The organism is Neobacillus mesonae (assembly GCF_001636315.1).
Taxonomy (GTDB): domain Bacteria; phylum Bacillota; class Bacilli; order Bacillales; family Cytobacillaceae; genus Neobacillus; species Neobacillus mesonae.
The window spans coordinates 4871022-4886385 of the sequence record NZ_KV440949.1; the positions used below are offsets into that span (position 1 = coordinate 4871022).

Genomic DNA, 15364 nt, shown 5'->3' on the forward strand with positions numbered 1-15364 from the left:
AACCATTTTCGACAAGACTTTAAAAATTTTTTCAAAAAATTTGAAGGGGATTTGCGGCTGGTTATCGTCTATTAAGGTGAAGCAGGTAAATTTAGGAGGAAAAAATGATTACAATCAATAATTTAAGTCATGAGTTTGTTATCGGTAAAAAAGGCAGGCAAACGATTATTCCGGTGTTAAGGAATATATCGTTTAATGTTGAAAAAGGAGAGATCGTGACCATCGTAGGCCGGAGCGGTTCGGGAAAATCCACGTTGCTCAATTTAGTCAGCGGTTTTATCCGGCCAACAGAAGGTGAAATCTGGTTGAATGGTACAAAGGTAACTGATCTGAATGAAGCTAAGTTTGCTGATTTCCGGATTCAGCATCTGGGGTTTATTTTTCAAAGCTTTCAATTAATCCCCAGTATGACTGCCTTTCAAAATGTGGAGCTGCCTTTGATTTTAAAAGGGGTAAGCGAACGGGAGCGCAAACAGCAAACGGAGGAAATGCTGAAAAGAGTTGAATTACTAGATTATCAGGACCACTATCCTAGTGAGTTATCCGGAGGCCAGCAGCAGCGGGTCAGTATCGCCCGGGCGTTGATCGTTAATCCGCCTATTATTCTTGCCGATGAACCGACAGGGAGTCTTGATAGTGAAACGGAAGAAAGTTTACTAGAATTTATTAAGGAATTAAACCGGGATTTAGGAATTACGTTTCTTATTATCACCCACGATAATAAAGTGGCACAAATCGGCCATCGTACAATTGAGTTAAAGGATGGCCGGATTGTGGAAGGGGTGGCAATAGTATGAAACTAAGAGATCAATTTCGGTTCGTTCAACAAAATATGAAGAAAAATAAAACACGGGTATTTATGACTATTCTAGCAACCGCGATGGGCTGTGCTTTTTTGATTGTGCTTGCTTCGGTTGGATTTGGCCTGCAGAAATCAGTCGTAAAAGAAATGATGGAACAACGGGTTGTGACTCAAATAGATGTCCATGGAAAAGAGGTGAAGGAAGGCGGATTTCGTCCAATCAACAAAAAAGATATTCCGACGCTTGAAAAGATTAAGGATGTTAAGGCGGTAACAAGAAGGATCAGATTGGAGCAGGAGAGCAATTATAAGATTGGCAATTATCAAGGCGGGCAAGAAACGTTTGTGACGAACTTTCCGGCCGAGATCATGGCCGGTTTTGAATTATCAGCTGGACGTTTGCCAAAGGCCGACAATGAAGTGGTAGTCGGTTATGATTTTCCGTTAAATCTAGGGACAACCGATGAAGTTGATGATTTGTATGATAACAAAGGTCATGTAAAGAAAAAATATCGTTACCCCGAAACACTAATTGGAAAAAATCTTGAAATGACCGTTAAGCAATTGAAAAAAGGCAAAATAGTAGAGAAAAAGATTAACGTTACAGTTGTGGGAATTGGTAAAAAGCCAACAAGGGAATGGATGCAAGACAATAGTGTGTTTATTTCCGAAAAGATATTAAAAGAGATTGAAAGATTTACCGGGACACCAAGAGGAGCCATGCTAAGTGCGGATGAAAAGCTGCTGGAAAATCCCGATTCCTATGAAGGCATTTATGATGAGGTCAAGATCTATGCCAATAATATGGAAGCTGTTCAGGGAATTGTCGATCAGCTAAAAGAAAATAAATTTGAGAATTATTCCATTGTCAATGAATTAAAGCAAGTTAATACGATGTTCACGATTGCGAAAGCTGGACTTATTTTTATCGGAACAATTGCCATTTTAATTGCTTCTATTGGAATATATAATACAATGACGATGGCAGTAACGGAGCGGGCACCGGATATTGGCATCATGAAAGCAATTGGGGCACATCCAAAAACAATTAAACGGATTTTTCTGCTGGAGAGCAGTTATATCGGCTTAATTGGAGCTGTTATAGGGACTGTTGTTTCCTATGGAATTAGCTATGCCGTGAATTTTGTGATTCCGCTGATTATAAAACAGGCATTCGGCGAAGAGCTTCCGGCGGGAATTACATTTAGTGATATTCCATTCATCCTGCCAGTCATCTGCTTTGTCATTTGTTATTTCGTCACCATTCTCTCCGGATACCGGCCTGCACAACGCGCTGTTAGAGTCGATGTGTTAAAGGCAATGAGAAGAGAAGTATAAAACAGGTAAGGGTGCCTGACACCCTTTTTGGACAGCCTTTTTTTTAATAGTGGACAACCCTTTGCTGCCCCTAGCATATATTAATAGAAAGATAGGTAAGAAATGGGGTAGGGAGAATGATTAACTGGAAGGTTCGGTTTCAAAATCGTAATTGGGTTATTGCGTTTATATCGCAGCTGTTTATTGTTGCACAAATGATTTTGACTGGACTGCATTCACTGGGTGTAACAGATTTTCAGCTGACAGATGCGGTTAAGGATTGGCTTCTCATGTTTGCCAATGCCGTATTTGTATTGTTATCAATGCTTGGGCTCGTCCAAGACCCAACAACAAGAGGTTATCGTGACAGTGTCCGGGCCATGAATTATAAAAAACCAAATTAAGTAATGCTCGTAAGGACTTTGGAATAGGATGAAGTAACTTGGTAGAAAAGGAGTCCTTACGAATGTCGGATTGGATCACGATTTTCGCAATCGTAATCATTATGATCGCTGTTGTAGAAGAATTAATCTATTATATTTGGAACCGTTATCTATATGGAAAAAAAGAGAAAAGGCAAAGAAGATGGCTTCAAAAACTGGTGTTATTGATTTCACGAATAAAAAAGAAACGTGTTCAGGAGCCAAAGTCCAATATAACGAATGATGTCGACTCGCCATAATGGCGGGTTTTTTTATTGGGCATTTTCCTGCTGCTTTTTCTTAATGAAACCGGAAATCCCTTTTATAACAAAATAAAGGGCAAAAAGCATCAAGATGACTAGCTCAGTTTGTTCGGTAACACGAAAAGATCTTAATTGTTTCCTAATAATTCCATAGGGGCTGAATCCTAGAGCCAAATCTAAAAAAATAATGAGTGTAAACATCGAAATCGATAGAAGTAACATAACAAAAATGGTTTTCAACAGGTTCACCTCACAAAGAAATTTTTCCAATGATGCCGTTAATTATTCAGACTAAATGATCTTCAATGGATAAAATCAGTCCTTTTGGATAACATAACCAAAACAAAAGCAGGTATAAAAGTGGGGCGTTTGTTTGTGTCAATATTAACCAAAATGTTAAAAAAGAAACAAGCTCACAGAAAAAATGATAATTTTCGGCAAAATTTAGACCCCTTAAACCCAGAAGAATTGTCCATCCATAAAGATTATCAAGAAAATATTAATAGGATTAAAGGAGAGTTAGGCAATAGTACCGATCTTGTCATTAGAGAACTAAATTTCGGCCCGGTCCATGGGGCCTTGGTGTATATGGACGGGTTGGTTGATGGGAAATGGATCAGCGAATATGTACTGGAAACGTTGATGAATAAGGCGCTTCCAGATGAACATCCTGATCTTTTTCAAGTTATATTGGAAAAAACAGTGGCTTTAGGTTCAGTGAAAGTCATCAATAACTGGAATGAAGTGTATGATTTGTTGTTATCAGGATGTTCAATTATTTTCCTTAACGGCTATAACAAAGCAATTAGCGGCGAAACAAAAGGCGGGGAAACACGTCCGATTCTTGAACCCACACAGCAATTATCGATTCGCGGGCCAAAGGATGCTTTTACCGAGACACTAAGAGTGAATACGGCTTTAATTCGAAGAAGAATTAAAAGCCCGAATCTTTGGGTCGAGTCGATGAAAATTGGTAAGGTAACGCAAACGGATATTGCCATTATGTATGTAAAAGGGATTGCGGATGATGAAATTGTCAAAGAGGTAAAACAACGATTAAATCGGATTGATATTGACGCAATACTTGATTCCGGTTACATTGAGCAGTTAATTGAAGATCAAACCTTCACCTCCTTCCCGACAACTTATCATACAGAGAGACCAGATGTTGTAGCTTCCCATCTGCTTGAAGGCAGGATCGCCATTGTTTCTGACGGCAGTCCGTTTGCCGTAACCGTTCCGGCCATTTTTGTGCAATTCTTCCAAGCACCTGATGACTATTATTCCCGTTTTGATATTTCATCAAGTATTCGGCTGCTGAGGATTTTATCGTTTTTTATTGCTTTAATTGGCCCATCGCTATATATTGCGGCGACAACGTTTCATCAAGAAATGATTCCGACAACGCTGGCAATTGCCATTGCTGCGCAGCGGGAAAATGTCCCGTTTCCGGCCTTTGTGGAAGCGTTGATCATGGAAGTAACGTTTGAAATCCTTCGTGAGGCGGGCTTGCGTCTGCCGAGAGCGGTAGGGCAGGCTGTTTCCATTGTCGGTGCACTTGTTATTGGGCAGGCAGCCGTACAGGCAAGTATTGTATCACCGGTAATGGTCATTGTTGTGTCCATTACCGCCATTGCCAATTTCTCCACACCAGTCTTTGCGATGGCAGTTTCCGCCAGATTACTGCGCTTTACCTTGATGGTCTTGGCCGCACTTGTCGGTTTTTTTGGCATCATGGTTGGCCTAATGGTAATGGCGATTCATTTATGTTCATTGCGGTCTTTTGGGGTACCTTATATGGCTCCATTATCACCATTTAGCGGTGAAAATCAGCAGGATGTATTCATCCGCTATCCAATATGGGCCTTTAAAGACCGTCCGAAGCATATCAGCAAAGGCAATATCATAAGAACGGGAGAACATCAAAGACCGACGCCGCCCAAGCATGGCAGCTCCCATGAATCGGATGATACGAAGGGGAATTAGCTATGAATAGAATGTATCGAGCTCTGCTACTATTGGTTTTCGTCATTCCGCTGCTCGGCGGCTGCTGGAATCAGCGGGAGCTGACTGATTTAGCCTTTGTTATGGCGATTGGAATCGATAAGGGCACAGGAAATGAGAAATTTGATGTTACGTTTCAAGTGGTGGTGCCGGCAAATGTTTCGTCCGGTCAAAATGGCGGAGGAGGCGGTCAAGGACCTCCCGTCGTGGTTTATAAAAGTACGGGGAACAATATTACAGCGGCGAGCAGAAAAGCAACGAAAAAGATTCCGAGGGAAATTTACTATTCTCATACAAGTATTGTCATAATCGGTGAGGAGCTAGCAAGGGAAGGAATTATGGATGTTTTAGACGGTTTTGACCGCGATCCGGAGTTTCGTACAACAACAGCGGTTATTGTTGCAAAAGAGCGAAAGGCGGAAGATTTAATTTCAATCCTAACCAATCTTGATAAGCTGCCAATGAATAGATTTACGAAGACACTGGAAGCGACTGAAGCTATGCTTGGTGAAAATATCAAAGTAACCATTGATGATCTTTTAGAGGGAGTTACTAGTTCTGGGAAAGAACCGGTATTGAGCGGCTTTATATTGGAAGGCAGTCCGGAGAAGGGGACTTCCCCGCAGAATATTAATACAACAAAACCTCCGGCAATGATTACTGCCGATGGGCTGGCAGTGATGAAAGATGGGAAATTAGCAGGCTGGCTGACTCATAATCATGTCCGCGGTGCTGTTTGGCTGATGAATAAAATGAAAGGGACAGATATCGATTTTAATTATAATGGAAAAAAGGATGCGATTAGCACCACACCTTATTTATCAGATACTGATATTAAGATAACGTATAAAAATGGAAAACCATTTGCCAATATTAAAATTGAAACGGTTTTTAAGTTAAGTGAGATTAATACAGAATTTGATAATGAAAACCCAAAGAAAATTGATGAGCTGGAAAAATTAGCATCTGCTCAAATAAAAAAAGAAGTGGAAGACGCGATCAAACAAGTACAAGGATATAAAGCAGATATCTTTGGTTTTGGCGAAAGAGTCCATCGCAGCAACCCAAAGCTTTGGAAGAAAATCAAAGCTGACTGGAATAACCAGTTCGCCAGCATGGATTATCACGTCGAGGTAAATACCTTTTATCGGGAATCAGGTTTAAGAGGAAAGCCATTTTGGACGAATTTGAAAAAATAATCGGAAGGGGGATGGATCGTGGAGAAGGCGAAAATCAGTACAAAACAGCTATTTGTGTTAGTCGTCTTGTTTGAGATGGGCAGCTCAATCCTTGTTGGATTCCCACTGAATTTAAAACAAGATGCATGGATTTCCGTTCTGCTCGCAATGGCCTGCGGAGTAATGCTATTTTTCGTTTATTACCGCCTGTTCCTATATTATCCAGACCTTCCTCTCACTGGTTATTTAGAAAAAATAATTGGTAAATGGCCAGGGAAAATAATCGGTTATTTCTATATGATCTATTTCGCCTATCTTGCAGCAAGAGTGCTGCGCGATTTCGGAGAATTATTGACATCAACTATTTACACCCATACACCGTTATTTTTTCTTATGACTTTATTGATGGTTACAAATGCCTATGCCATCCAGAAAGGATTTGAAGTCATTGCCCGGGTGGGAGAACTGTTTTTTGCTGTTGTTTATTTAATGGCGATTGTCGGTTTTTTTCTAATCATCTTTTCCGGCTTAATTCATTTGGAACACTTGAAACCTGTTTTGGAAAATGGCTGGCTGCCGATTATCAAGACGACATTGAAAGGGCCGCTGACATTTCCTTTCGGCGAGATGGTTGTATTTACCATGCTGCTTCCATATCTAAATAAGGCAAAGAAAGCAAAAATAGTTTGTATTACAGGAATGGTATTGAGCGGGATAAATTTTACAATCGCGACCGTTATTAATATTGCGACATTGGGGATTGATTTATTTATCCGTTCGCCTTATCCATTGCTTTCTACCATTAGTAAGATCCAGCTATTTAATTTTATAGAGCGGCTAGATGTCATGTTCATGCTCTATTTAATGATTGCTGGTTTTATTAAAGTAGCCATATTTTATTACGCAGTTGTCATTGGAACAGCAAACTTATTTCAATTTAAAGATTATCGAAAAATAAATTTACCTATTGGAATATTTATTCTCGTAACTGCATTGATGATTGCCCCTAACTATACGGAACATATAAAGGAGGGGCTTGAGATTGTCCCGATTTATTTACATTGGCCATTCCAAATTATTCTGCCGTGTCTATTTTTAATGATTGCATTCATACGAAATCGCAATAAAAAGTCAAAGACTGCTGCATCGTAAGTAAATAAAAAAACTGCCCTAAGCATTGAGTAAGGCAGTTTTTACTGTAATTTAATCTTCTTTAGATGGCCGTTCATGGACGATAGGTAATTCAATAAATACGGTAGTTCCCTCGTTCTTTTGGCTTTCAAAACGGATAGTCCCTTTATGTGATTGGACGATTTTAAAGCTGACAGTTAAACCTAAGCCGGTACCTTTTTCTTTGGAAGAATAAAAGGGTTCGCCGATTTTCTGCAGCCGTTCTTCTGAAATTCCGGAGCCATTATCTTCAATCATGATTAAGATCCTGTTTCCGTCCTCTTTTTTAAGAGTAATCGTCACTTTGCCGCCTTTCGTAGAGGCTTCAATAGCATTTTTAATAATATTGATAAATAATTGCTTCAGCTGGTTCGGCTCGCATTCAATGAAAAGGTCTTCATTAGGGAAAGAAGACTCGATTTGCACATTATATAAACTGGCCTCAGTTCCTAATAATGAAATCACATCATGGAGAAGTTTTTGAATCCATGCTTTTGAAAATTTAACATGCTGCGGCTTGGCTAACAATAAAAGCTCACCGACAATATGGTTTATTCGGTTTAATTCATCGAGCATTATTTGGTAATAATATTGGTGTTTTACATCCTCTACCTGAAGGATCTGCACAAAACCTTTTAAGGATGTAAGCGGGTTGCGAATCTCATGGGCAACGCTTGCTGATAATTCACCAACAACCGATAGCTTTTCTGTGCGTCTTAAACGTTCTTCTCTTTCCTTTAATTCCTTCAGCATTTCTTTTCGCTCAGTGATGTCGCGTCCCATCACAACCAAACCTTTTCTTGACCCATCCGAGTTAAACAGAGGAACTTTGATGGTTTCAAAGGTTTTTATTGATCCATCCGGTATCGGAAGAGATTCTTCCACTCGGGTAATTTCCCCATTTCTCCATGTCTCCTCATCTGAAATCTCGCATTGTCTTAATGCTTCTGCATAAAAATCCGTATATTTTGCAAGCTCTGAGTCTTTTTTGCCGCGATAATCGACATTTTCCAACTGGAATAATTGGAGACCGAAATTGTTTGCTTCAATCCATCGGCCTTCCCCATCTTTAAAATTTACAAAGTCCACCATCGAATTAATTAAAGTAGAAAGACGCTGTTGATCTTCTTTAGAGGCATGTAGTTCCTCTGTCTTATGGATAAGAAAATAAAAAAATCCGCCGGTAATGATGACGTATATAACCTCTTTAATCCTCGCTGCTATATCATTTAAAGAACTTGGCAAAAAGTGATAAATTAAAGAATTAGATCCAAAAATCCAAACTATACTTATGATAATGTAAAGGAGGATAAGCTGTTTTTTCTGCATAAAAGTCTCCTGAATATACTTGGGATATTTATAAAACATTAGTCCTAATATATAGTACAAGAAAATCAATAACTTTGGAATCTAATTTTTACTTTTAATAGGAATTCAGTAGATTCTTTTTCCAAGAATCACAAGGTCACGCTCGATTCCATCTAATTCAGCTATATTGGGAAGATGGGCCCATTTTTCAAATTCAAACCGAGAAAAGAGCTTTATACTTGGCACATTATGAGCAAAAATAAAGCCGAGCAGTGTTTTAATCCCCAGCTTAGGGCATTCATCCAACGCTTTTTCAATTAAATAGTTGCCTAATTTTCTCCCGCGGTAATCCTGGTGGATATAGATGCTGATTTCAGCTGTGCCGTTATAGGCAGGGCGGCCGTAAAATGATTGAAAGCTGACCCAGCCGCAAATAATACCGTCTTCTTCCACCACCCATAACGGCCGGAATGAAGGGGAATGCTCTTGAAACCACTGAAGCCTGCTTTCAACGCTTACTGGTTCTAAATCGGCCGTTACCATTCTGCTTGAAATGGTTGAATTGTAAATCTCGATAATCGCTGGTAAATCCTTCATCTCTGCGTTTCTTACAGTGAACATGATCATCATTCCTTATTGTGTCTGATTTTTACTAATATTTATCGTAAATTTCAATCATTTGAAAATCAATACCTAAAAAGAAAAACCTTCTCCATTTAAGCGGAAAAGGTTTTTCTGGTTTTGGAAGTAGGTATTGTCTGCCTCCAGATTTCGTTTCTGTGCCGTATCCTTACCAGCGGTGGGCTTTGGCATTACTCCTTAGGATGATATCGTTTTGCGACCTTTGCGTTTGGCCATTTACCTGGGAACTTTGACGTTTCGGTCTTGTCCAAGTGTGGTTAAATAGCTCTGACTTTTCATCTAAACGCTCTCTGTAGCTCATCAAATCACCTCTATAAAGGATTTTGAAACGATGATATTCGTAGTGGAATATCAGTTTTATTATTTGTTAATAGGTTTAAAAATAGTCAGAAAAGGTCATAGAATATTGTGATCTGCCTTTTTAAAACATTGTGAAAAGGAATAAAAACCAATCACAATTTTTTGTTTTTGAAATATAATAATAAGGTGATTTGCAAAAATCACTTAATTTTTTTTGAATCCTAAAGCATAATCATATATAATTTCCATTAGGGTCCGTTTTTGAATGACCTTCATACTTTACAACGATTGGGAGTAGTAACATGGAAAAAGTATTAATTTTCGGTCATAAGAATCCTGACACAGATTCCATTTGTTCAGCGATTGCTTATGCTGACTTGAAGAAACAATTAGGATTGAATGTGGAGCCTGTCCGCCTGGGTGCCGTTAATGGCGAGACACAGTATGCACTTGATACCTTCAAGGCAGAAGCACCTCGTTTAGTTGAAGCAGTTGCAAAAGAAGCAAAGTCTGTTATCTTAGTTGACCATAACGAACGTCAGCAGAGTGCTGATGATATTACCGAGGTACGCATCCTTGAGGTAATTGACCATCACCGTATTGCAAACTTTGAAACAAGCGACCCGCTTTATTATCGCTGTGAACCAGTTGGCTGTACTGCTACGATTCTAAATAAAATGTACAAAGAAAATGGCAAGACCATGAGTAAAGAGATTGCCGGCTTAATGCTTTCTGCGATTATTTCTGACTCTTTATTATTTAAATCACCAACCTGCACACATGAAGATGTGATTGCTGCTCATGAATTAGCGGAAATCGCAGGTGTGGATGCCAATGTTTATGGGTTAGAAATGCTAAAAGCAGGTGCTGATGTTAGCAGCAAAACAGTTGAGGAATTATTGACTCTTGATGCGAAAGGCTTTGATATGGGTTCGAGTAAAGTTGAGATTGCTCAAGTTAATACAGTCGATCCATCTGATGTGCTTGCGCGTAAAGCGGAATTGGAAGCTGCCATCAATCAAAAAATTGCTGATAAGAACCTAGACTTGTTTTTATTTGTCATTACTGATATTTTAACAAATGATTCCGTTGCCCTGGCGCTTGGCGGAAAATCGGCAGCGGTTGAAAGAGCCTACAATGTAACATTATCCGACAATACGGCAACATTAAAAGGTGTTGTTTCTCGTAAGAAACAAATCGTTCCGGTATTAACTGAGGTTTTTAATAAAGTGGAAATTTAATAAAAAAATGTCCATGTGTTCATGACATGGACATTTTTTTATTTTTCATGCTAGGCGTCTATTCCCGCTTTTGGTGATTGTCGTCTTTTTGGTTTAACATGAAAAAGGTTAACGGCTGATCGGAGCCGGTCATCAGTTTGTACACATACGATGATGTCAGCTTATAGCCATCTTCAATTTTTGACGCCAAAAAGTTTGTCCGCTCAAAAATAATCGAACGAAAATGATTTAGCTGACGAAGGATTTTTTCCGTTAATGCCTCTTGATTGTCCAGCCGCTCGAGGACATCCATTTGAAATTCTTCCTGTTTTGCTGACGTTTCCTTTTGCAATACCAGCTGCTCCTGTAATTGCTGGTTAAGCTGCTGATTCGTTTCCTCTTGTTTTTCCAGCCTGTTAGAAATCTCCTGAAGGCTGGTACTTAACCGATGGACATTTTCAATAATGTCTTCTTTCAGCACTGCTTCATTTTGCAAAGCCTGTTGGAAAAATTCATTTTTTTCTTGAAGGCTTTGTAAGAACTGAACCATTTGGGCTTCAAAATCCTTTTGTTCCAAATTGCTTTTTCTTAGTTCATACAGCTGGTGGCCGACCTTGTTCCATTGTTGGAAATGACTTTTTTCTTGTTCTAAGGAACGGGATTTTAATTCGTTTAAGGAGCTTTGTAAAGCGGAATTAGTCTTTTCCTGTTGCTTCATTAATTCTGTGAGAAAATCCTGCCTTGCGAACGACTGATTCGGTTCTTGGAGGATAGAATTAGTTTTATAAACACCCAGATGCTGTTTCTTATTGATATATAAGCCCATATCACACTCCACCTCGTTATTTTTTTGTTCTTGATATCTTATGTATGAAAAATAAATGTGGGGACAATATTGGGCGAGGGATGAGGTAAAAAAGGGGAGTTCCGGGTGATTTGTGCGGCTGCTTTGACAAATGCAGATAGATGGTATATTATTATCTCGGATTCGAGATAATAATATTTGAGATTTAAAAAGGAGAACATGATCATGCTAAGAAAAATAGATAATGAAAACATGGGCAGAAGTAATTTGGGTTGGTTAAGTAGCATTTTCCACTTTTCTTTTGCCGAATACTACAATCCAAAAAATATCCATTTTGGGATGTTACGCGTGCTTAATGATGATATGGTGGCTCCGGGCACGGGCTTCGATCTTCATCCACATCAAAACATGGAAATCATCTCCTATGTTGTCAATGGCGAACTGACTCATGGTGACAGCATGGGGAATAAAAGTACTATTTCCCGAGGTCATGTTCAATATATGAGTGCTGGAACTGGGGTGTATCATAGTGAACAAAACCTAGGCGAGCAAACATTGAGATTTTTACAAATCTGGATCGTTCCTGATAAAAACGGTTATACACCAAGCTATGGCGACCATCGCTTTAATTGGGAAGATAGGCATAACCAATGGCTCCATATGGTGTCAAGTAAAGAAGGGGATGCCCCAATCAAAATAAACCAAGATGTTAATGTCTTTGCATTGGAACTTAATAAGGGGAATGAAATCAGCTTTCCTATCGGTGAAGGAAGACAGGCATATATGGTTCAGGTAGAAGGCGGCTCTACAGTTAATACGATTGACTTAAACCAAAGAGATGCATTAGAAATTGTGGAAGAGGACATTTATATTACCGCAGTTGAACATACCCATGTTGTCATCCTGGAGATGAAAAAAATTGATTAACAAAGCCATCGCTCCTCGCTGAAGGAGCCTTGGCTTTTTTCATTTCCTTGTTCCGAATAGATAGGATAAAATGAAAGAGAAAAGAGGTGCATTTCATGGAAAACAAAGCTGTCAGCCGCTGCGGCTGGGTCAACCAAGATCCGTTATATATAGACTACCATGACAATGAATGGGGTGTTCCGGTATATGATGACCGTTTGCTGTTTGAGTTGATAAATTTAGAAGGTGCACAGGCGGGGTTAAGCTGGTACACGATATTAAAAAAGCGGGAGAATTATCGTAAAGCGTTCGACCACTTTAATGCCGAAAAAATTGCAGCATTTGATGATTATAAGATTGAAGCGCTTTTACATAATGATGGAATCGTCAGAAATAGACTGAAAATCAATGCTGTCGTGACTAATGCTAAGGCGTTTCTCAAAGTAGTAGAGGAATTCGGTTCTTTTGCTGATTACATTTGGTCATTTGTTGGCGGCAAACCCATCCAAAATCATTTCAAAGATTTAAGCGAGGTACCTGCTACAACTGAAATCAGCGACCACTTAAGCAAGGATTTAAAGAAACGCGGCTTTAAGTTTGTCGGCTCCACGATTTGTTATGCCTTCATGCAGGCGGCTGGATTGGTGAATGATCATATTGAAACCTGTTTCTGTTATCAAAAAAGCAGCAAAAAAACGATGTCTTAACAGGAAGACATCGTTTTTTATTTATTTTTTATCAATTGCAAATTCAGATGCAGGAATGGGGATTACCTTTCCTCCAATTTGAACATGAACGGTATCGTTAAAAATGGCTTTCACAATTCCTTTTAAAGAAATAGTAGAATTTACTGAGATTTTTTTTGCTTCAGATTGGTTGGCCATAAAATTCAACACCTTTCAAATTAGTAAAAGAAAAATTGTTAAAGTTTACATTATATTATTCGGAGAATCTCCTCGATATCCTTCTTAGTTTGTAGGCATTTTGGAAAAAATGAAAAAACGGTCATGTTATGAATTAATTTTTCAAGGGGTGTTTAAAAGGGATACAGCATAACATGAACCGTAGTTCAAGTATTACATGTTATGGGCAGGTTGTCAACGGAAAGGTGAACTGTAGTTCATTTTTGGGGAGTATGGTATGATGTGAAATGAGGTGGTAATCATGTCGGAAAAAGAAGATTTGCTTGTTGGCGAATTTCCATTTATTCCAAGACAAGTTAGGGCCCAGCAGAAGAGAGAGGCACTGCTTGAGAGCGGGCAGGCTCTATTTACATTAAATGGGTATGAACAGACAACTGCGAAGGAAATAGCGGCACATGCCGGGGTGGCAACAGGTACATTCTATCGTTATTTTTCGGATAAACGGCAGCTTCTTATGGCCCTTTTGGAAGATAAAATCGATAATTTTCTAGCGCCGGAGCCACACTGGTTTTCCAGTAATCCTGAATCAGTATTGGCTTCTCTTTTAGAAGTACGTGCCAGGCGATTGCAGCAATCTGGACTCTACCGAGTGTTACCAGAAATTTTATCGAAAGACATGGAACTTGCCGAGGTTATGAAGGAAGCAAGATTGAAAATCCATGAGAGAATTTTATTTGGTTTAAAACAAATTAATGAAAAAGGTTTAACATGGAACGATTTAGATTTAGATACTGTTACCTGGTCCATTATGGTATTGGTCGAAAATGGACATGAAAAAGAAAAACAAAGTGGAAATAGGGTAAACTATTCCGAAATGGCAAAAGTGATTTGCCGCATGGTTTTTCCGCCAGACATTTTAGAACAATTACAAAATCATAATGAGTAATGTTTTTAGGAAAGGACGTTCATTCGTGGATCTTGAACAAGTGATTGATTTAAAAGAGTTAAGAGCGTTAAAATTTGAATTAACAAGATTTATGATGGCATATAAATTTGCGCTAGATGAAATGAACACCAAAATTAACATATTAAAAGAAGAATTTAATTATATGCATGACTATAACCCAATCGAGCATGTCAAATCACGGCTCAAATCTCCTGAAAGCTTGTTAAAGAAGGTTCACCGTAAAGGTTATGAATTTACTTTAGCTTCTATTAAGGAAAATGTAAGGGATATCGCTGGGATTAGGATCACCTGTTCTTTTATATCTGATATATATGAACTGGCCGAAATGATTGCTAAGCAAAAGGATGTTAAGGTGGTTGAATACAAGGATTATATAAAAAAACCTAAGCCGAATGGTTATCAAAGCTTGCACTTAATTCTCCAGATCCCAATTTTCATGTCGGACCGGGAAGAATTAACGTATCTAGAGGTTCAAATCCGGACAATTGCGATGGATTTCTGGGCAAGCTTAGAGCATAAAATTTATTATAAGTATAATAAAGAAATCCCCGGCCATATGACGGCTGAATTGAAGGAAGCAGCTGTCATGGCTGCGCAGCTCGATCAAAAAATGGAACGGCTGCATAATGAAATTATTGAAATTAAACAAGCCAATGAAGAAACTCAAGACTGCATGCTAATTGACAGCAAAAACAGCAGCTGGAATATTCCATTACTGGAGAATTTATTACCAAAAAAGGATTGATAAAAAAAGAAGGTCCCTCATAGGATAAACATGATGAACCTCCTGAGTAATCAAATGTTACTGTGCCGGTTTTTCAACCAAAAATTCAGATGTTGGGATTGTAATAACCTTTCCGCCGATTTGCACATGAACGGTATCGTTGAAGATGGCTTTCACAATTCCTTTTAACGAAATCGTGGAATTTACAGATATATTTTTTTTTGATTCAGTTTGGTTTGCCAAATTAACCAACACCTTTCAATATTATATGAAGATATTATATAGGATTCCGAGCCTTAATTGCGAATAAAATGAACGGTAATTGAGTATTTTTTGTTAAATAATTGTATTCAGCTTTTCCCCAATTGTTATCATTTTAAACCTTTTTTTATAAAAAAAGCTAATCCAAATGGACTAGCTTTTTTGAAAGGAATTAATAATGCAGTTTTTTCTCGATATTTGTCAAAATGTGC

Annotated in this window: 19 protein-coding genes; 12 read left to right on the plus strand and 7 right to left on the minus strand. The window is 38.6% G+C overall.

The window, feature by feature from the left end; all coding sequences use genetic code 11:
• The first annotated feature begins 104 nt into the window (after positions 1 to 104).
• From A6749_RS22915 to A6749_RS22930, 4 genes are all read left to right on the plus strand, one after another.
• Positions 105 to 797 (plus strand): ABC transporter ATP-binding protein, encoded by a 693-nt coding sequence (locus A6749_RS22915; protein ID WP_066397376.1) that lies wholly within the window; start codon positions 105 to 107, stop codon positions 795 to 797.
• Positions 794 to 2140 (plus strand): ABC transporter permease, encoded by a 1347-nt coding sequence (locus A6749_RS22920; protein WP_066397379.1) that lies wholly within the window; start codon positions 794 to 796, stop codon positions 2138 to 2140. Before A6749_RS22915 ends, A6749_RS22920 begins: the two co-directional genes overlap by 4 nt.
• A 116-nt stretch (positions 2141 to 2256) precedes the next feature.
• On the plus strand, positions 2257 to 2523 hold the full coding sequence (locus tag A6749_RS22925) for a phage holin (protein WP_066397382.1): 267 nt from the start codon (positions 2257 to 2259) through the stop codon (positions 2521 to 2523).
• A 62-nt stretch (positions 2524 to 2585) separates the two neighbouring features.
• Positions 2586 to 2801 (plus strand): hypothetical protein, encoded by a 216-nt coding sequence (locus A6749_RS22930; protein ID WP_066397385.1) that lies wholly within the window; start codon positions 2586 to 2588, stop codon positions 2799 to 2801.
• 12 nt (positions 2802 to 2813) lie between these two features.
• Here the strand turns inward: A6749_RS22930 and A6749_RS22935 are convergent, their stop codons facing one another.
• The gene (locus tag A6749_RS22935; RefSeq protein ID WP_066397387.1) at positions 2814 to 3044 is read right to left on the minus strand and encodes a hypothetical protein; all 231 of its coding nucleotides are present in this window, start codon (positions 3042 to 3044) and stop codon (positions 2814 to 2816) included.
• Between the two features lie 153 nt (positions 3045 to 3197).
• Here A6749_RS22935 and A6749_RS22940 point away from each other — a divergent pair, with 153 nt between their 5' ends.
• From A6749_RS22940 to A6749_RS22950, 3 genes are read left to right on the plus strand one after another with little or no spacing between them, the layout of a single operon-like run.
• Positions 3198 to 4790 carry a spore germination protein gene (locus A6749_RS22940; protein ID WP_066401103.1) on the plus strand — a complete coding sequence of 531 codons (1593 nt, stop codon included), beginning with the start codon at positions 3198 to 3200 and terminating at the stop codon, positions 4788 to 4790.
• A gap of 2 nt (positions 4791 to 4792) precedes the next feature.
• Positions 4793 to 6007, plus strand: a complete 1215-nt coding sequence (locus A6749_RS22945; protein ID WP_066397389.1) for a Ger(x)C family spore germination protein — start codon at positions 4793 to 4795, stop codon at positions 6005 to 6007.
• An 18-nt stretch (positions 6008 to 6025) separates the two neighbouring features.
• Positions 6026 to 7138, plus strand: coding sequence for a GerAB/ArcD/ProY family transporter (locus tag A6749_RS22950; RefSeq protein ID WP_066397391.1), 1113 nt, complete (start codon positions 6026 to 6028; stop codon positions 7136 to 7138).
• 51 nt (positions 7139 to 7189) lie between these two features.
• On the opposite strand, the gene A6749_RS22955 is transcribed toward A6749_RS22950, so the two are convergent.
• The 3 genes from A6749_RS22955 to A6749_RS27850 all read right to left on the minus strand — a co-directional run bounded on the left by A6749_RS22955 (position 7190) and on the right by A6749_RS27850 (position 9407).
• Positions 7190 to 8485: an ATP-binding protein gene (locus A6749_RS22955; protein ID WP_066397393.1), complete on the minus strand. Its 1296-nt coding sequence runs from the start codon at positions 8483 to 8485 to the stop codon at positions 7190 to 7192.
• A 105-nt stretch (positions 8486 to 8590) separates the two neighbouring features.
• Complete coding sequence (locus A6749_RS22960) at positions 8591 to 9094, minus strand: GNAT family N-acetyltransferase (protein ID WP_066397397.1); 504 nt, start codon at positions 9092 to 9094, stop codon at positions 8591 to 8593.
• A 160-nt stretch (positions 9095 to 9254) separates the two neighbouring features.
• Positions 9255 to 9407: a YpzG family protein gene (locus A6749_RS27850; RefSeq protein ID WP_084797941.1), complete on the minus strand. Its 153-nt coding sequence runs from the start codon at positions 9405 to 9407 to the stop codon at positions 9255 to 9257.
• A gap of 301 nt (positions 9408 to 9708) precedes the next feature.
• Here A6749_RS27850 and A6749_RS22965 point away from each other — a divergent pair, with 301 nt between their 5' ends.
• A complete protein-coding gene (locus A6749_RS22965) occupies positions 9709 to 10647 on the plus strand; it encodes a manganese-dependent inorganic pyrophosphatase (RefSeq protein WP_066397400.1) in 939 nt (312 codons plus the stop codon).
• 58 nt (positions 10648 to 10705) lie between these two features.
• Here the strand turns inward: A6749_RS22965 and A6749_RS22970 are convergent, their stop codons facing one another.
• Positions 10706 to 11452, minus strand: coding sequence for a hypothetical protein (locus A6749_RS22970; protein ID WP_066397403.1), 747 nt, complete (start codon positions 11450 to 11452; stop codon positions 10706 to 10708).
• A 204-nt stretch (positions 11453 to 11656) separates the two neighbouring features.
• Here A6749_RS22970 and A6749_RS22975 point away from each other — a divergent pair, with 204 nt between their 5' ends.
• A complete protein-coding gene (locus A6749_RS22975) occupies positions 11657 to 12358 on the plus strand; it encodes a pirin family protein (protein ID WP_066397406.1) in 702 nt (233 codons plus the stop codon).
• Between the two features lie 95 nt (positions 12359 to 12453).
• On the plus strand, positions 12454 to 13044 hold the full coding sequence (locus tag A6749_RS22980) for a DNA-3-methyladenine glycosylase I (RefSeq protein WP_066397417.1): 591 nt from the start codon (positions 12454 to 12456) through the stop codon (positions 13042 to 13044).
• 21 nt (positions 13045 to 13065) lie between these two features.
• On the opposite strand, the gene A6749_RS28660 is transcribed toward A6749_RS22980, so the two are convergent.
• A complete protein-coding gene (locus A6749_RS28660) occupies positions 13066 to 13221 on the minus strand; it encodes a hypothetical protein (RefSeq protein ID WP_164745639.1) in 156 nt (51 codons plus the stop codon).
• A gap of 280 nt (positions 13222 to 13501) precedes the next feature.
• Here A6749_RS28660 and A6749_RS22985 point away from each other — a divergent pair, with 280 nt between their 5' ends.
• Positions 13502 to 14146: a TetR/AcrR family transcriptional regulator gene (locus tag A6749_RS22985; RefSeq protein ID WP_066397418.1), complete on the plus strand. Its 645-nt coding sequence runs from the start codon at positions 13502 to 13504 to the stop codon at positions 14144 to 14146.
• 25 nt (positions 14147 to 14171) lie between these two features.
• On the plus strand, positions 14172 to 14912 hold the full coding sequence (locus tag A6749_RS22990; RefSeq protein WP_084797942.1) for a GTP pyrophosphokinase: 741 nt from the start codon (positions 14172 to 14174) through the stop codon (positions 14910 to 14912).
• 57 nt (positions 14913 to 14969) lie between these two features.
• Here A6749_RS22990 and A6749_RS28665 read toward each other — a convergent pair whose 3' ends face one another.
• Positions 14970 to 15134 carry a hypothetical protein gene (locus A6749_RS28665; protein WP_164745640.1) on the minus strand — a complete coding sequence of 55 codons (165 nt, stop codon included), beginning with the start codon at positions 15132 to 15134 and terminating at the stop codon, positions 14970 to 14972.
• Positions 15135 to 15364: the final 230 nt, after the last annotated feature.